Raw genomic sequence first — 16,681 nt, 5'->3', positions numbered from 1 at the left:
GGCTCTGATGTCGTTTCCCTGGGTGAAAATTTATTAGCGATCGGGGAAATTGGCTCAGAGGAATTTCTTACCACTTCGCCAACCTGTGGCGAGGATGTCTCAAAAGAACTGTTTTTTTCTGGCTCGGTAAATTGCAAAACAGTAGGTGTACCTGCTGTTGCTGGTTTGCGTGAAGCTTCTTCTATAGTTTTTTCGAGTTCTCCATGCAGGCGATTAACAAACTCCGCCAAAATCGTTTCCCCTTGCTGCTGCTGGCTGTACATCCGTGACAACTGTTGGGAAAGATTACTTTGATAGTTCTTCAGTTCCTGTTGCAGCGAGTTAAAGGTAATAGTAACGGTGTCATCCAAGCTGTCAAACATGTGTTCGACTTTTTCATTGATTTCACCTACTACATTGCTACTTACTTCAGCCGACTTAAGCGCAGCTTGATCGTAAGACTTGCCCTCTATGGTTTGGTTAGCTAAAGTTGCCAGAGAGGATTGCAGTTGTGAAGATATATGCTTTGCCAGAACTTCTGCCAGTTGCCGAATTAACACTTGCTGCTCAGTAATTTGGCGCACTTGTTGTAAATGCTCTTTTTGCTCTACCAAGCTTTGAATATCATCAGATAATCGGTTTTTTTCGGACTGAAGTCGCTTTACGTCTTCCTGCAATCCTCTGAGGACATTTTGCTGAAGATTTTCTAAATCCTCAACTACAGCCCAAAGAGCATTTTCTGCTGCTCTGGATAGCTCGCCTCTGACTCTCGGGTTTTCTGGTTGCTTCTCGAATCGCCCCATTAGCTTCTAACCTCTAACACCTTGACGATAAAGCTGCTTCCGGTACACTTTATTGGCGCTCATACTAATTCCTGTATTTTGTCAGATAAATTGAAAATTTTAACAGCACTTCCGCATTTCAACGTAATTCTGTCATACTGAACACAACTTGGCAAAGCATCAAATTTACCTTACTGCTTAATACACAGTGTTTTCTTCAGGATTGACAAGTATTTTGTCATTCGATTTTGGACTTTGGATTATCCGTATAGCTGTAAGTCGCTTCAACTCAAACCTTTTTTGTTTTGGTCAGTTTAATTTACATCAACTATTTGCTAATGAGATTTTTACTTTTAAATAAATCTCACTCCAAATAAACATTTATTGTTTTGCTACCAATAGTAATTGTCAAAGACTTGCAGATGGGTGCATTATTGCCACAAAATTGTCTGACTGAAGAGGCAGGGGAGCAGGGGGAATTCTAGTATCTTTCCCCCTGCCACAAGGGTTTGAGAGCAAATAAATTTATTTATTATGTATAGGGATTTCCCCCCTGCTCCCTGCTCCCTGCGTCTTTTCCTCTTCTTGGCTTGCAAAATTAACTGTAAATTCGTGTGGAATGTAACTTGTGTGACAGTTTATATCTCTAAATGGAGATTAAAGTATCTTTCTGTGGAAATTCAAAGTTACGCTAGACCCTGCACAACATTCTAATGAATCAGCAGCAGTTCTGCAAAAATACGCTTTTTTGGCGTTGTTGCAGTCTAGCTTCTATTTTGAGTAGATACAGTAGATAAAAAACTTAGGAAAATATTAATAATTTTTTAGAGAAATAAAATCCGGGCAATCCTAAAGATGGCAGCGCTAAGGGCAGCACTCAAGGGGATTGTAATTAGCCATGCGGCGGCAATGCCTTTTAGTGTTTGAAACTTAATCGACTTGATATTTTGCACTAGTCCAATACCGACTACACCGCCGACGAGAGCGTGGGAAGTGGAGACTGGTAAACCTAGCCGGGAGGCGATGAGGATGGTGGTAGCAGTAGCAAGTTCGGCACAAAATCCACTACTAGGTTGCAAAGCAATAATGTTTTCGCCAATAGTGGCGATGACTTTTTTACCCCAGACAGCTAAACCACCAACAATACCAGCACCACCAAGGATTAAAATCCAAATGGGGATGGTGATACCATCTGTTGGTACGCTACCAGTGCGATTGATGTAGACGATCGCAGCTAAAGGAGCGATCGCATTTCCCACATCATTAGAACCATGAGCAAAGGCGACGAAGCAAGCACTTAGTAGTTGAAATCGACCGAATAATCTTTCTACGGGATTAGGAATTGGGGATTGAATAGACTCTTCTGTTTTCCCTAAATCTCCCAATTGTCGCCAACTAATGATTGTGAGTCCAACTGCTGCTACTGCACCGGTTAACAGTGGGATGTCGTAAGCGGGAATGTTGAAACCAAGCTCAATTACAAAATTGGTTAGCGGTTGAGTCAGCGATGGTAATACAATTACGCCAAATACACCTAGCAGCGCAGTACTCAACCAGGGAATCCATTCTTGTAACTGCACTACTTGATTGGGTTGATCTAAAATCCAGTGCTTGATTTGACTGTAGAATAAAGCGGCGATCGCACCACTAAATAATGGCGTTAAAACCCAGCCAATGCTGATCAAGCCAATTGATGACCAATCAATTGCATCTACTCCCAAAGCTACCCAACTAAATCCAGCGATCGCACCAACAACTGCATGAGAAGATGAGACTGGTAAACCTCGTGATGTGGCAATTTGCAACCACACACCACAGGATATTAGTACCGTTACCATTCCAGTTACGAATATTTGGGGTGTAGCTGCGAATAAGGCGGGATTAGCAATTTTTGTTGCTAGGGTTTCCGTTACCTCATGTCCAAACAACACAGCACCCGTAAACTCTAAAACCCCAGCAATTATCAGTGCTTGTTTGAGGGTAACAGCTTTGGAGCCTACAGAGGTTCCCATCGCGTTAGCGACATCATTTGCTCCGAGATTCCAGGCGACGTAGAAAGCTAGTAGAGCTACGAAAAGTAGGGTAATAAGCATTTTGCTGGGGACAAGGGGAAAGTGAGAGAGATGAGGATGAAACTTGAGCTTTTAAGGGTGAACTTTGAACCTCTGAGCTTCATGGTTGAACCTCTGAGCTTCGTCGTTGAACCTTTGAGCTTCATCGTTAAACCTTTGAGCTTTAAAATTCTACTTTTAACACTCCCCCATCTCCCTAATCTTCCTGTTACGGATAAATTAAGATTTTATAAGTGTCCGGTGTAGGTGCGATCGCTTGCTCCACAGCTGCTGATAAATCTTTTAATGGATAGCGATCGCTAATCAATGCTTGCACATCAATTCGCTGATTAAATACAATATCAGCTGATAAACTCTGAAGCCGATAAGATGAGCTATAACTTCCTATCAAGTCAATTTCTCGACGGTAGAGAATATTGGGATTAATTGGAATTTCCACCTCATCAGGGAATTCGGCGAAAAATAATATTTTGCCACCTTTGCGGGTACTATCAAGTGCTTGAAAGAAAGCTTTTTCACTAGGAACAGCCAGCAGAGTAATATTAACACCCAGTCCACCAGTTAGCGCATGGATTTTTGCTGTTAAATCGGGATCACGAGCATCAAAAGCCGCCTCTGCACCGACACTCAAGGCTTTTTCAATTCTAGAGGGTAGTAAATCGGTTGCGATCGCTTTAGCTCCGAAATACTTCACCAACATGATAAACATTAACCCAATTGGCCCAGCACCAGTAACTAATACAGTTTGTCCTGGAGCAATTTGAGCTTTTCTGACTGCCTTCAAGCAGCAGTTAGTTGGTTCTACAAAACTCGCTTCTTCAAAACTGATGTTATCCGGGATGGGAATCAACCCACCATTTTCCACAATATGTCCGGGAACCTTGACATAATCAGCAAAACCGCCACCACTGGCGTTAAAGCCTGCGGTAGTGGAGATGTTTTTGTAAACATCGCACATAGAGAAATTATCATTTAGGCAGTAGGCGCAACGCATACAGGGGATGTGGTGCATCACTGCTACTCGTTGTCCAACTTGCCAACCTTTGACATTATTGCCTATTGCTGCGATCGTGCCGGCAGTTTCATGTCCAAAAATGCGCGGCGGTTCATACAGTGGATAACGAATTTTCTTAATATCTGACTGACACAACCCCACAACCCGCACCTGTACCAGCACTTCATCTGGTTCTAGGGTTGGAACTGCGATATCTTCGTAAGACAGTTGATTAACGCCTCTAAATACCTGTGCTTTCACGTTGGTTTTTCCCAGATCAACGATACTAGATGTAACATTAGCAGTCAACGTTAAGCTATCAAATTTGAGATTTCTGTGTTTTAGCTTGTTTTAGTTCTTGTTCTAAACTTTGTTCAAATATTTGGAATGCTTTGATATCCGCCGATGAGAGGTTTCCTTGAATTTTGCCATTCTGAAGCCGCAGAATCTCCCCTCGGTTATCCTTAGCAGTAATTGTTACAACTCCCCAATTCTGCCATAGTCGATAGCGCTCTCCCTCAAAATATAGGCCCCCTTCTAGTCCCTCCTTGCCTAATTTATCCAAGGCTTTTTTAGCAGTTTGGAAAACACTCTGGCTATATTCATGCCATAAAACCTTGCTGACGAATATTGGTACTTCCTTGTTGAGCAGATCAAGTAGCTCGACAAAAGTCAGAGGTGGTTTTTTTAAATCTTGAGACCATCGCTGCATTACTTGAAGTATAGAATCTGGGTCAAGATCGTAAAGGTGAGTAAGAAAGGTATCTGGGTGCTTGGCTTTTATATTCCAAGACCTCAGATCCTTTTCTTTAAAATCTTTGAGATTTGAAGTAACAATTATATTAGCCTTAGCTGTTACAGCAGCAGCCAGAACATGGCGATCGCCAGGGTGATTTGTCATGACCTCAGCTAACCCATCTGGTACTTCAATCATTGCTTCTGGAAAGGCTGCTTTAATTGTCGCCTCAAGCTTCATTGCTCTCTCAACTGACATCTTTTGTGTAATTACAAGGTTGCGAGTTGCACCATCAAGAATTTCTTGTGACCAATAAGGAAAATAACAACCAGCCCTAGCACAACGAAGTAGAATGTCACGCAGGTACATGGGGAACATAACACAAGAGTCTAAGAGAACAAGCTGTTCAGCCATTTTGTTGGTTGAATTACTCCTATTCGTAGAATCCTGCTTCTTGGCTCATCTGAGTTAGCTCAGTTAAGAGTTGATCGCGTTTCACATCCCGTTGCTGTTTGTAATTCATTAAATCATCAAAACGAACCCGTCGGTGTGAACCCACCTTAATGTGAGGAATTTCACCTTGTTCTAATAACTTGATCAGGTATGGGCGTGATACATTAAGAAACTCAGCGGCTTGTTGTGTTGTCAATTCCTGTTGTTGAGGAATTATAGATATAGCCTTACCTGATGCCATTGCGTGGACAACTTGAAGTAGCACTTGATAAATCGGTTCAGGAATGGTAATTTTTTCTCCGTTAGCTCCTACCAGTTTTGGCTGGGAACCTTTAACGCTCAGTATGCGCTCCAGTTCGATAGATTGAGCTTCTAGCTGTGGAGATATTACAGACTCTGAAAGCACGCTATGCCTGGACATCGTGATTACTTGCTCCTGTGTTGTGGGACGTTACGCCGTCACTTCTATTCACTATCTTATAATACACACTACATAAACGAAATATCCGAAAAATAAAATAACTTTAGCCTTTGCGACTATGGAGCAGTGGCTCTCCTTCCCAAGAAGGGGCGCTGATAGGCGGGGAAATTTGTGTGATATAGAGAAACGGTATTGATACACTAACAACAATTATTTGCAATAATTTTCCTAATGCTGTAAGCTTTTCTAAAATATATTGAATATCTTTATCAATAAGCTTTTACAAGAGGTTTGACACACTGGTAAGTCTGGCTGGAAAAATCACATGGACTCAGATATAGCAACTTGTGATTATTAGTTACAAAAATTCTTAATTAGCAAATTGAGAGTTTATTCTATTTACAGGAAAATCAGGATGTCTAAACTGCCGGATGTTCTTTGGTTAAATACAAGCCCTAGTTTGCAATACTTTGCTCAACCACTACTTCGTTACTTGTCCGATCTAGTGACAATCCAAGAGTGGAAATATTGCCAAAGCCAAGATGAAGTAAGTTCACTAGATGCTGCTGTTGTTCTGCTTCATGACTACCTCAAATCTTGCAATCGACCTGTTCACCTAATTGGTCATAGTACAGGAGGATTACTAGGGCTACTCTATAGCCGTCGCTATCCAGAAACAGTCAAGTCTTTGACGCTATTAGCCGTGGGTGTTGATGCGGCGGTTGATTGGCAAGCTCATTACTATATGCACCGTCAGTTTTTAAGTCGCCAAAAGCTTTTGACTGATATGGTTTACAACTTGTTTGGTTTTCAGGATAAACGCACTCTCAAGATTTTGACACATCTTCTAGAGCAAGACTTAGATTGTTCGCTTTCTCCTCATTCTCTGTTTGAGAAGGTGAGTATAAAGGCAAACAGAGTTTCAGTACCTTTGATGGTTTGTAGTAGCTTAAACGATATTGTTGTGGAACCAGAGGCACTGCAAGGATGGCGATCGCATTTGAAGGAGGGCGATCGCCTCTGGTCTTGTTTAGAAGGAGGGCATTTCTTTCACTTTTCCCAGTATCAGCTTGTAGGAGAACAGCTACTCGACTTCTGGAAGTTTATCCGGGTATCAGATTCGCTGTATTCCTGTTTGCGACTTTAGGCATAAATATAATGATAATATATCTCAAGAATGATTTATTGAGCAAAATAAATGTGAGAGGTTAATAGTATCCTAATTTATTTGAGGCAAGTCTAGAAATGGTTGTGGCTTTAGATGATACCAAGCGTAGCGCGATCGCTACAGAGCTAGCAGATTTGAAAGCTATACAAGAGTTGCTAATTTCTAATGAACGAAAGGTACTACCTGCTGTAAGCAACGATCAAGAAATTAGCAAACGCCTAAACGACTTTCTCAAAGATGACCAAGAAAACCTGACAGTGATTGAGGGAGTTATTTCAAAATTTGGTGGTGGTTCAGCCCAGCCTAGAGACACTATCGGGCAGTACGTTGAGCAAGTAAACCGGATAATAGATGGAGATGAGCTGACACTATACCAAAAGTTTTCTATTCACGAAAGGATTAAGCACCAAGCCGTAATGACTGGTTTAATTATCCATAAAGCTGCTCAGGTAGTAGGTGATGACGTGAAAGAAGCTATTGGGCCGCTCAATCAAGTGAACTTTGAAAATCGCGCTCATCAAGAACAATTGAAAGGTGTGTTGGAAGTTTTGGGTACAAGAGAACTTACAGGTCAAGACCCAGATCAAGGAGTTTGGGCGCGGACTCAAGATGCTGTTGCAGCTTTGAGGGGTGTGTTTGAGGGTTTGACAAAGTAAATCTAACTCAACACTGCCTTGACTTCTAGTAGGGTAAGTACTAATTGACAAATAATCCTAATAATCTCTTTTGATTTCAGGAATCCGCTCGCGATCGCACTCAGTTTGAGATAAAAACTGGAAGGCGATCGCTTTTTTTTAGGAGAATATATCGGAACTCCAGTGAGGTTAAGGGATGGTTAATCAGAGATATAACTAAGTCAGCGTAAATAATTGTCGTTGGGATATGCCTACGCAAATGAATTCAGAAATCAAAGCTGACTGCTATATACAGTTGATGTCTTAGTTGTCAGTGGGGGAACGGAGGGACTGTGGCTGCTATCCAAGTGGCGCGACGGGAAGCCAAGACGAGTCTGGTGAGTGAATTTCCTTGGTTGGGGGGAATACTGCTCCCCTTACTCAAGAACTGCTCACTCAGCGATTGATTATTTTTTTGTTAGTCCCTTAATTCTTAATCTTATGCTTGGATGCAAGTACCTGAACCGATTTACCTTCTTGGAGAGCATCCGTAGGATTAGTAATTAACCTAACATTAGGGTTTAAACCAGAGACTACTTCAACTTCAGTACCATAATCTCTTCCCAACTCTACTTTTTTGTACTTAACTTTGTTTTCCTTTGTCACAGTAGCTACTTGTATACCATCTGCATTAATCACTAAGGTATTAGCTGGTACTAACAAAGGTGGATTGGCACGTTCAGTCTTAAAAGTCACTTCAGCATACATTCCAGGACGCAACACATTATCTGAATTCTGTACTTCAATTTCAGTTAAAAGGGTATTAGAGGTGGCATCTAAGGCATCAGCAGTACGAATAACTTTACCAGAAAAAGATTTTTTCGGTAGTTCACGAACACGAACAAGCGCAGTTTGTCCAGGGTGAACTGATTGAACAGAAGCTTGAGGAACGTTAATTCGGATATGTAAATTATCTGTCTGAGCAACCTTAAATAACCAAGAATTTCCACTGTTATTATTACTACCCGCAGAAATTAAAGCTCCTGTATCTATATTACGAGCAGTAATTACGCCTGCAAAAGGAGCAACAATTTGTTTGAATGATTGTAAAACTGTTATCCTCTGTAAATTTGACTGAGTAGCATTTTTACTTGCAACAAAAGCATTAATGTTAGCTTTTTGAGAATTAATAGCTGCAAGAGCAGTATTTATACCTTCTTGGTCTGAATTAACGCGAGCAATTAAAGTATCTACATTAGCTTGACTTGCATTAAAAGCACTTTCACGCTCATCAGCAGCTTGTGTAGTCACTGCTCCTTGCTGTTGAAGTAATTGCCAACGTTGCCAAGTTTGACGTGCTAATTTTAAGTTAGTACGTGCTTCGACTAGTTCTGCCTGTCTTGCTTTGAGGTTAGCTTTTGTTTGAGAAAGATTACTTTGCTTTTGTGCTAAATCTGCTTGAACTTGAGAAATATTGGCCTCAGACTTTGCTAATTCTGCACGAGCTTGCTGTACATCCTGGTCAATTTCAGGCGCATCAATTATAGCTAATAGCTGCCCCTTATTTACGCGATCGCCAATATCTACTAATTTCTTTTGTAAATAGCCACTAGTACGGGCATAAATTGTGGTTTCTTGGCTTGCTTGAATACTGCTAGGTAGGACTAATTCTGTAAAATTAGCCGCTAGTTTGGGTTTAACTACATTAACCGGAGAACCTTTTTTTTTTGTAGATTTAGTGAAAGCATTTAATTCTGATTGCTGTTGTATGCGAGGTATAATACCAAATGCTAAAAGCCCAGCAACAACAAAAGTAGTCGTAGCAATAATGGTAACAAAACTGAGATGATTTTTTTGGGATTTTGCCGCAATTGAAGTAATATCGGAACGCTCGATTTGGGTGTTTTCTTGAGTATCCATATGTAGATTTACGATTGCATTTGTTGATTTATGAAAATCTAAGTAGCTCTCAGATTCCAAACTTATCTAAGAAGTCGGAGATCTTATTATTCACGAATAATTTATCGATTGGCTACAGTTAATTTAATCGTAGAAGATAGTTCTTCCTCTAAATTTTGGGATTGTTTTCGGCGCAAAATACTGTAAATTACAGGTACAAAAATTAAAGTTGCCACTGTTGCTGCTAATAATCCACCAATTACAGCACGTCCTAAAGGAGCATTTTGTTCACCACCTTCTCCTAAACCAAGAGACATTGGTAACATCCCCATAATCATGGCCCCAGCAGTCATTAACACTGGACGCAAACGGGTATAACCAGCAGCTAAAGCCGCAGAAACAGCTTTTTCCCCTATTAGACGTTGCTCATTAGCAAAGGTGACGAGCAAAATGCTATTGGCAGTAGCAACCCCAATACTCATAATTGCACCCATCAAAGAAGGTACACTAAAAGTCGTGTTAGTTATAAATAGTATCCAGACAATTCCTGCTAAAGCATTTGGTAGTGCCATCATAATAATGAATGGATCAATCCAAGATTGAAAATTGACTACTATTAAGCAATAAACTAATCCAATAGCAAATATCAATCCTACTTCTAATCCTAGAAAAGATGAATTCATCGTTTCTACTTGACCTTTCACTATAATTGACGTTCCACGTGGTAACTTCTGCTGAAATTGTCCAACTATTTTATAAATATCGCTGGCTACACCACCTAAATCACGACCTTGAACATTGGCGTAAATGTTAAATACAGGCTGTACGTTGTAATGATTAACAACAGCAGCAGCTTTCCCACGTTTAACAACAGCAAGATTGCTTAAAAGTTGTGACGAGTTAGAACCGTTAGCTACAGGAGTATTCTGAATTTTTTCTAGTGAGTTAAGTTTGTACTGAGGAACTTGTACTGCTATTAGATAACTGACTCCTTTGATAGGATCAAGCCAAAAATTGGGTGATGTTTGACCACTAGAACTTAATGATGTAAGTAGGTTATTGGCAACATCTCGTTGAGTTAAACCGCTGCGTTGTGCTTGAGAACGATCTACATTAATACGTAGGTCTGGGGCATTAACAACTTGATGTAAATGAACATCAACTGCTCCAGGGATTTGAGCTATTTGGGTTTGGATTTGGTTAGCAATTTTGTAATTATCTCGACGATTCTTAGCGGGGCCTATGATTTGAATATCAATAGGTGCTGGTAAACCGAAATTGAGAATTTGAGTTACTATATCCGCAGGTTGGAAAAAGAAAGTTAATTCAGGAAATTGGGCGGTTAAGTTTTGGCGTAGTTGTTTAACATATTGCCAAGTAGAATGATGTTTACCTTCTTTGAGACCGACAAGAATTTCTCCATCACCAGGCCCTATGGTTGCTGTGTCGCTAAAAGCAAGGTTTACTCCACCTACAGGTAAACCAATATTGTCAAGAATAATTTCTAATTCTTGCTCAGGAATAACCTGGCGAATCTCATTTTCAACTTGAGTAAAAATCTGTTCTGTCTTTTCAAGTCGTGTTCCCGCAGGAGCGCGGACATGCAACCGAAACTGACCTGCATCTACTTGAGGAAAAAAGTCTTGACCGACAAAAGGTAGTAAAACTAAGGCGCTTACCCAAAAAGCACCAAACATCGCAAAAACTACACCGCGATGATTTAGAGCTTTGGCTAAAGTATTTCGATAGTTTTGGCGAAATTTCTCAAATTGGCGGTTAAACTGCTCATGAATTCGCCAGAAAATATCTTTTTTAGGAATTACATGACCATTACCGTTATTATCTAAATTTTCATGTTCAGTATAAAGATGTAGTTCTTTACCAAGCAGAAACTTTGCCAACATTGGTACTACTGTACGCGACAGGAGATAGGAGGCAAGCATAGCAAAAACAACCGCCATTCCTAAAGGCATAAATAGCGATTGTGCTACTCCTGTTAAAAAGACAATCGGGATAAAAACAATACAGATTGCCAACGTTGAAACAAAAGCCGGAACAGCTATTTGTTGTGCGCCATCTAAAATAGCTTGTTGCAGAGGTTTTCCTTGTCCCAAATTGCGGTGGATATTTTCAATTTCTACTGTGGCATCATCAACTAAAATCCCAACTGCTAGAGATAGACCTCCCAAGGTCATAATATTCAGAGTTTGTCCTATCAATCGCAAAGCAATGATAGAACAAAGAATTGATAAAGGAATGGAAATTGCCACAATTAAAGTACTGCGCCAACTGCCTAAGAATAATAAAATCATGGCAGCAGTTAAACAAGCTGCAATCAATCCTTCGGTTAATACTCCGTGGATGGAAGCTTTAACAAATATAGATTGGTCAAATAAAATTTCTAAATCTAATTCTTTGGGTAATGTGGCTTGAATTTTTGGTAGTCTTTCTTTGACTCTAGCTACAACATCTAAAGTTGAAGCACTACCACTTTTGAGAATAGTTAATAAGCTAGAACGTCGCCCATCTCGACGAACAATATTGTTCTGCACTGCAAAGCCGTCATGGACTTGGGCAACATCACGTATATAAATTACAGTTCCATTAATCTGTTTAATGGGTAAATTGTTTAACGCGTCTAAGACTTGGGGACTACTATTGAGTCGAACACTATACTCGCGATCGCCTAATTTTGCATTTCCCCCAGGTAAGATCAGATTTTGGGCGCTAATTGCGGTTGTGACATCTGTAGCTGAAAGACCTTTGGCAAATAGCGCCTGCGGGTCAATATCTACCATAATTTGCCGAGGTTTACCTCCATAAGGTAACGGTACAGACGCACCTTGAACAGTCGCTAGCTGAGTCCGCAGAAAATTATTGCCGTTATCGTAAAGTTCTTGCTCTGATAGTGATGTGCTGCTAACACTTAGCTGAAGAATTGGCACATTAGACGCATTGTAGCGAATAATTAAAGGAGGCATAATTCCTGGAGGTAAAGCTCGAAGAATTGTTTGAGTATTAGAGGTAAGTTGAGCTACTGCTGCTTCAATTTTTGCTCCTGGTTGGAAGAAAACTTTAATGACACTAACACCATTGAGTGATTGTGATTCGATGTGTTCAATATCATTAACAGTGGTTGTAAAAGAGCGTTCACTGCTTGTAACAATACGCTGTTCCATTTCTTCTGGTGATACACCACCATAAGACCAAATTACACTGACAACAGGAATATTAATTTCTGGAAAAATGTCCGTTGCCATGCGCGTAATAGTAACTACTCCTAAGACAAAAATAAGTATAGAAGTAATTACAAAGGTGTAGGGGCGACGAAGAGCAAGTTTAACAATCCACATTATTCTTTCTTCTTCAATCAGGGCGATTTACACTACAGTTTTAATTTTTTTAGGGACTTTCAAATAAAAAATATCCGATTGAAATTCTTTGTTGCAAACTGTTGACAGTTAATTGTCAACAAATTCAAGCGGGATAATTTATTTCTTGGAATTCCCTTGATTTATTGCCAAATTAATATTTGCTGAACGCTTTTATTTGCAATCAGCTAGATTCAAACGCAAGCATTAATCATCAGTTACTACCAAAAATTGATAGACTTGCAGTATTTTATGTGAAATTATCTTTGCATACACCTGTGTAAAATGCAAGATCCTATATTCCACTTAAACCAAGACGTAGTATTTGATACAGTAATGTGAGCGAAGCTGATTTATAGAGGTGAATTACAAAATGAGAGCCATATTAGGATAAAACAAACTTTGCAAGCTAACCCTTGTGGATGATTTTGACGAGGATTGCGATCGCAGCGCTACGATACCACTTTTTCTAAGAGAGAAGGTGTGTTTCGGCTTGCGTAACGCTGTATTATTTTTGAATATTTTCTTAAGATTTTCTCCGAGACGGTAGCAATGACTATTCGCCATGCGACTGAAACTGACTTGCCTGCAATTGTGGCAATTTATAATGCTGCAATTCCTAGTGGCATGGCAACCGCTGATTTAGAGCCAGTATCCGTGGAAAGTCGCCTTCCTTGGTTTAAGGCGCGATCGCCTTCACAACGCCCACTTTGGGTAATCGAAGTAGAGGGAGTAATTGCTGGATGGCTGAGTTTCCAATCCTTTTATGGGCGGCCCGCCTATAGTAAAACTGCCGAAATTAGTATTTACATAGCCCCTGGCTTCCATCGATGTGGTTTAGGACAACAACTATTAACACAAGCAATTAATGAAAGCCCTAATTTGGGTTTAAAGACTCTACTATGCTTTATTTTTGCCCACAATCAACCAAGTTTAAAACTTTTTGAAACATTTGGTTTTCAACCTTGGGGACATTTACCTAAAGTTGCCGAAATTGACAGCCTTGAACGGGACTTAGTAATCATGGGACTCAGAATTACTAAACCTGTTGTTTAATTGGATGGTAATAATATTAACAACGCTGCAACTGCGTTAACAACACAACAATTTCATCAATTGCCTGCCGCACAACTGTTGTAGGTTGTTCCGATTGATTGACGATAATACTAAAAACCAACGGCTCATATTTAGGAACATTAATATATCCAGATAGAGAAACTACACCCGTTAACGTACCTGTTTTTGCTTGCACAATCCCCTCAGCAGGTGTATCTTGAAAGCGGTCTTTCAAGGTTCCACTTTTACCAGCCACAGGTAAAGATGCGCGATATATATATGCTGTTGGTGTTCTTGCGATTCCTCGCAAAGTTTGTACAAAAGCTTCTGGTGTCACTAAGTTACGCCGTGATAAACCCGAACCATCCACCAAAATATAATTTGCTGGATCAACTCCCAATTTAGTTAAACTCGCCTTGACAACTTCCAAACCGACATCAGCACTAGTTTGATTTTTCAGTTTGGGTTTTTCTACAGCTAATGCTCTCAATAGGGCTTCAGCATAAAGATTATTACTATTCTGAAGAGTTTCCATTAATAATTCAGATAAAGGTGGCGACTCTACAAATGCTATTTCCTCTTGATTAAGACTACCATTTGCTACTAATATTTGTCCCAAAGGAATTTTTTCTGTTGCCAAAGCTGCACGGAAGCGCCGTAAAAAGTAATAATTAGGGTCAACTACAGGTAAATCTATCAAAGATGGTTCAGAATTCGTTGTCAGTTGTCCTTGAATTCGTAATACTGTTCCTGATAATTCGCGGGTAACATTGACGTAGCTTGGTTGATTTTGGGCAACGGTTATTGACTGATTAATTATCCGCCACTGTCTCGCTTCGCCAGGATCAGTCCACACCACTTGTAAAGATTTACCTACAGCCTGCGGTACAAGTTTCAAGCTAAAAATATTTTGATTTAGAATAAAGCTGCTGACTGGTGCGCCATAGTCTGACTGCACATCTTCCCATTGCCAGGTGGGGTTAACAATATCACCTTGAATATAACTATCATCAGCTATCAATCGCTGAATTTGAGTAATACCTTTCTGTTTTAGCTGCTGTGCTAATGTTTGCAGTTGACTATCACTTAAGCTGGGATCTCCCCTACCGACAACCCGTAAAACACCATTGCCATTCTGATAAATAGAGGTGCGAATCCGAAAATTAGCACCCAATTGCTGCAATGCAGCTGCTGTTGTCAGCAATTTGAGGTTAGACGCGGGAGTAAAATATTTTTGAGCATCCCGACTGTAAAGAATTGGCCCTGTTGATAGGGGTTGTACTAAAATTCCCCAGCGCACCCGACTAAATAAGGGACGATTGATTACAGCATCTATAGCTGTTCCCAGTTGGGTAGAGCAAATTGATTTTGTGGTAGTTGTTGGTGCAACTGGGGTTTCTGCTTTAGCTGCTGGCTGGGTAATACCAATTTGAGTACCCAGAAACAGCAGCATCAAGCCAAGAGAAGTTTTTCTGGTCATCAGATAGTTCTTAAAACTACTTGATGATAATATCTTAGTTCGACGGGAGTAAATTAATACTCTTATTCCTCTTCCTCTTCTTCGTCTTCTTCCTCTTCCTCTTCCTCTTCCGCGAACACTCCGTCTATAAGTTCTTGTGCGCGTTTGTCTGAAATCTTTAAGGCTTCTTGAAGCTCAGAAATATAATCTTGTTCATTTTCGGGTACTTCCTCATCAATCCCTACTACTAAGATAGCGGTGATGTATGCAGCTTCACGATAAGCTTTATTCGGTAAGGATTCGATGGACTGGGCGATTAAATCTTCTGGTTCTTCTTCTTCTATCAAGCTAACGACTTTTTCGGTCAATTCTTCAAAGTCTTCGTCAGAGTAATCTTCAAATAAGTCAACCCGACCGAGAAATTCACTTAAAGCATATTCTTCGGTTGAAGAAATACCTTCACCGTCAGCAGCTGCGGAAAAAAGTCCAAGAATTGCGATCGCAACTTCTGGTTCTAGAGCAACTGAACTAATACTACGGCCTTTGGGCAATTTGCGTTTAGACATAATTATCCTCTAAAAATTACGTGCTATTTCAGGAAGTCATACCTTGTGGTTTATAATGCTCCCTAAATTTAGGATTCCCAAAAGAATGCGGAAATATACATTGGGATGAATATTTATTTTCATTAAAAATACGCAGATAATATATTCATTTGCGTATAAAAACGATTAAGTTGCCTTGAGCGATCAAGGAACTAGATAGATTTTCTAATTTCCCCCCTTTCCAAGGGGGGATTAAGGGGGGTAATTTGACTTGTGTATACACGCTTTTTTAAGGGGGGTTATACCAATTCACAATTCGCAATACTCGCCAAAGGCGAGAAGCAAGCTACGCAATGACGCTCGCGGACTCGCTCTAAGCGAAGCTATGCCGAAGGCTTTACGCTACGCTAACGCAATTAAAAAACTTATATGCAGCAAGGCTTTCAGGGTTTACATCTGCATCAAATTTTTCGTGAAATGGTATTAGGGGAGATCGAAAAATATTTAATACTTCTCAGACATCCTCTGATAAATCAACCATTTTAAAAAAGCGAAATGGCATTTTATTTGCAAAAAACACCAAAATCAAAAAGCAAACTGGGGTTTGAGTAAGTCAAAGCTTCTTTTACTTGCGGAAAACACCAAAATCAGAAAGTCAAAGCTTCTTTTACTTGCGGAAAACACCAAAATCAGAAAGTCAAAGCTTCTTTTGAGTAAGTCAAAGCTTCTTTTACTTGCGGAAAACACCAAAATCAGAAAGCAAAAGCTTCTTTTGAGTAAGTCAAAGCTTCTTTTGAGTAAGTAATTGCGGATTTTGCTTATTGAATTTAGTCAAATTATGAAGTTTAGATAAAATTATTGAAAAAATTACTGATAAATTTTGATCCATCAGATTTTAATTCAATAAGTAGTAAAAAAACAAAATCCCCGGCTTTTCTAAAAAGTCGGGGATTTTTTTGGGGCAATCCCCTATAAAGTTTCCGTTATTCGGATTTAGAGTCCCTTTTCCAAATCCCGTGAAAAGTCAGAGTTAAAGACCTAGTGTTTATACACAAGTCAAATTACCCCCCTTAATCCCCCCGTTTATTGGGGGGAAACAAGAATCTAATTCCCTCCCCAATCCGTCGGGGAG

The 16,681-nt window shown here is 40.0% G+C and carries 11 protein-coding genes and 2 pseudogenes; 4 read left to right on the top strand and 9 right to left on the bottom strand.

Annotation, left to right across the window (positions count from 1 at the left end; all coding sequences use genetic code 11):
• The 5 genes and pseudogenes from ACFE90_RS13905 to ACFE90_RS13885 form a co-directional block, all read right to left on the bottom strand.
• A pseudogene (locus ACFE90_RS13905) lies at window positions 1-782 on the bottom strand (hypothetical protein); the annotation flags it as partial.
• Window positions 783-1,585: 803 nt separating this feature from the next.
• Window positions 1,586-2,854 carry an inorganic phosphate transporter gene (locus tag ACFE90_RS13900; protein WP_375501395.1) on the bottom strand — a complete coding sequence of 423 codons (1,269 nt, stop codon included), beginning with the start codon at window positions 2,852-2,854 and terminating at the stop codon, window positions 1,586-1,588.
• A gap of 187 nt (window positions 2,855-3,041) precedes the next feature.
• Entirely contained in the window at window positions 3,042-4,088 is a 1,047-nt protein-coding gene (locus ACFE90_RS13895; protein WP_375501413.1) for a zinc-dependent dehydrogenase, read from the bottom strand.
• Between the two features lie 58 nt (window positions 4,089-4,146).
• Entirely contained in the window at window positions 4,147-4,977 is an 831-nt protein-coding gene (locus tag ACFE90_RS13890) for a PIN domain-containing protein (protein WP_375501393.1), read from the bottom strand.
• A 19-nt stretch (window positions 4,978-4,996) separates the two neighbouring features.
• Complete coding sequence (locus ACFE90_RS13885; RefSeq protein ID WP_322709861.1) at window positions 4,997-5,437, bottom strand: helix-turn-helix domain-containing protein; 441 nt, start codon at window positions 5,435-5,437, stop codon at window positions 4,997-4,999.
• 415 nt (window positions 5,438-5,852) lie between these two features.
• Here ACFE90_RS13885 and ACFE90_RS13880 point away from each other — a divergent pair, with 415 nt between their 5' ends.
• The 3 genes and pseudogenes from ACFE90_RS13880 to ACFE90_RS13870 all read left to right on the top strand — a co-directional run.
• A complete protein-coding gene (locus ACFE90_RS13880; RefSeq protein ID WP_375501391.1) occupies window positions 5,853-6,584 on the top strand; it encodes an alpha/beta fold hydrolase in 732 nt (243 codons plus the stop codon).
• A 98-nt stretch (window positions 6,585-6,682) separates the two neighbouring features.
• Window positions 6,683-7,261, top strand: coding sequence for a hemerythrin HHE cation-binding protein (locus ACFE90_RS13875; protein WP_375501389.1), 579 nt, complete (start codon window positions 6,683-6,685; stop codon window positions 7,259-7,261).
• A gap of 261 nt (window positions 7,262-7,522) precedes the next feature.
• A pseudogene (locus ACFE90_RS13870) lies at window positions 7,523-7,650 on the top strand (FAD-dependent oxidoreductase); the annotation flags it as partial.
• A gap of 55 nt (window positions 7,651-7,705) precedes the next feature.
• Here ACFE90_RS13870 and ACFE90_RS13865 read toward each other — a convergent pair.
• Both ACFE90_RS13865 and ACFE90_RS13860 read right to left on the bottom strand, forming a co-directional pair.
• Window positions 7,706-9,139: an efflux RND transporter periplasmic adaptor subunit gene (locus ACFE90_RS13865; protein ID WP_375501387.1), complete on the bottom strand. Its 1,434-nt coding sequence runs from the start codon at window positions 9,137-9,139 to the stop codon at window positions 7,706-7,708.
• 101 nt (window positions 9,140-9,240) lie between these two features.
• Window positions 9,241-12,471 carry an efflux RND transporter permease subunit gene (locus ACFE90_RS13860; RefSeq protein ID WP_375501385.1) on the bottom strand — a complete coding sequence of 1,077 codons (3,231 nt, stop codon included), beginning with the start codon at window positions 12,469-12,471 and terminating at the stop codon, window positions 9,241-9,243.
• A 570-nt stretch (window positions 12,472-13,041) separates the two neighbouring features.
• Here ACFE90_RS13860 and ACFE90_RS13855 point away from each other — a divergent pair.
• A complete protein-coding gene (locus ACFE90_RS13855) occupies window positions 13,042-13,545 on the top strand; it encodes a GNAT family N-acetyltransferase (protein ID WP_375501383.1) in 504 nt (167 codons plus the stop codon).
• A gap of 16 nt (window positions 13,546-13,561) precedes the next feature.
• Here the strand turns inward: ACFE90_RS13855 and dacB are convergent, their stop codons facing one another.
• The gene (gene dacB / locus ACFE90_RS13850; RefSeq protein WP_375501381.1) at window positions 13,562-15,025 is read right to left on the bottom strand and encodes a D-alanyl-D-alanine carboxypeptidase/D-alanyl-D-alanine-endopeptidase; all 1,464 of its coding nucleotides are present in this window, start codon (window positions 15,023-15,025) and stop codon (window positions 13,562-13,564) included.
• A 62-nt stretch (window positions 15,026-15,087) separates the two neighbouring features.
• Complete coding sequence (locus ACFE90_RS13845) at window positions 15,088-15,570, bottom strand: tellurite resistance TerB family protein (protein WP_375501379.1); 483 nt, start codon at window positions 15,568-15,570, stop codon at window positions 15,088-15,090.
• Between the last annotated feature and the right edge of the window lie 1,111 nt (window positions 15,571-16,681).

Source organism: uncultured Nostoc sp. (genome assembly GCF_964245445.1).
In the GTDB taxonomy this organism is placed as follows: Bacteria; Cyanobacteriota; Cyanobacteriia; order Cyanobacteriales; family Nostocaceae; genus Nostoc.
This window is presented reverse-complemented; position numbering and strand designations above follow the sequence as displayed.

What these genes read in the sequence shown, in the direction of transcription:
- dacB (WP_375501381.1), bottom strand. Translation starts at nt 15,025, where the DNA reads ATGACCAGAAAAACTTCTCTTGGCTTGATGCTGCTGTTTCTGGGTACT.
- ACFE90_RS13860 (WP_375501385.1), bottom strand. Translation starts at nt 12,471, where the DNA reads ATGTGGATTGTTAAACTTGCTCTTCGTCGCCCCTACACCTTTGTAATT.
- ACFE90_RS13865 (WP_375501387.1), bottom strand. Translation starts at nt 9,139, where the DNA reads ATGGATACTCAAGAAAACACCCAAATCGAGCGTTCCGATATTACTTCA.
- ACFE90_RS13885 (WP_322709861.1), bottom strand. Translation starts at nt 5,437, where the DNA reads ATGTCCAGGCATAGCGTGCTTTCAGAGTCTGTAATATCTCCACAGCTA.
- ACFE90_RS13875 (WP_375501389.1), top strand. Translation starts at nt 6,683, where the DNA reads ATGGTTGTGGCTTTAGATGATACCAAGCGTAGCGCGATCGCTACAGAG.
- ACFE90_RS13855 (WP_375501383.1), top strand. Translation starts at nt 13,042, where the DNA reads ATGACTATTCGCCATGCGACTGAAACTGACTTGCCTGCAATTGTGGCA.
- ACFE90_RS13845 (WP_375501379.1), bottom strand. Translation starts at nt 15,570, where the DNA reads ATGTCTAAACGCAAATTGCCCAAAGGCCGTAGTATTAGTTCAGTTGCT.
- ACFE90_RS13890 (WP_375501393.1), bottom strand. Translation starts at nt 4,977, where the DNA reads ATGGCTGAACAGCTTGTTCTCTTAGACTCTTGTGTTATGTTCCCCATG.
- ACFE90_RS13900 (WP_375501395.1), bottom strand. Translation starts at nt 2,854, where the DNA reads ATGCTTATTACCCTACTTTTCGTAGCTCTACTAGCTTTCTACGTCGCC.
- ACFE90_RS13880 (WP_375501391.1), top strand. Translation starts at nt 5,853, where the DNA reads ATGTCTAAACTGCCGGATGTTCTTTGGTTAAATACAAGCCCTAGTTTG.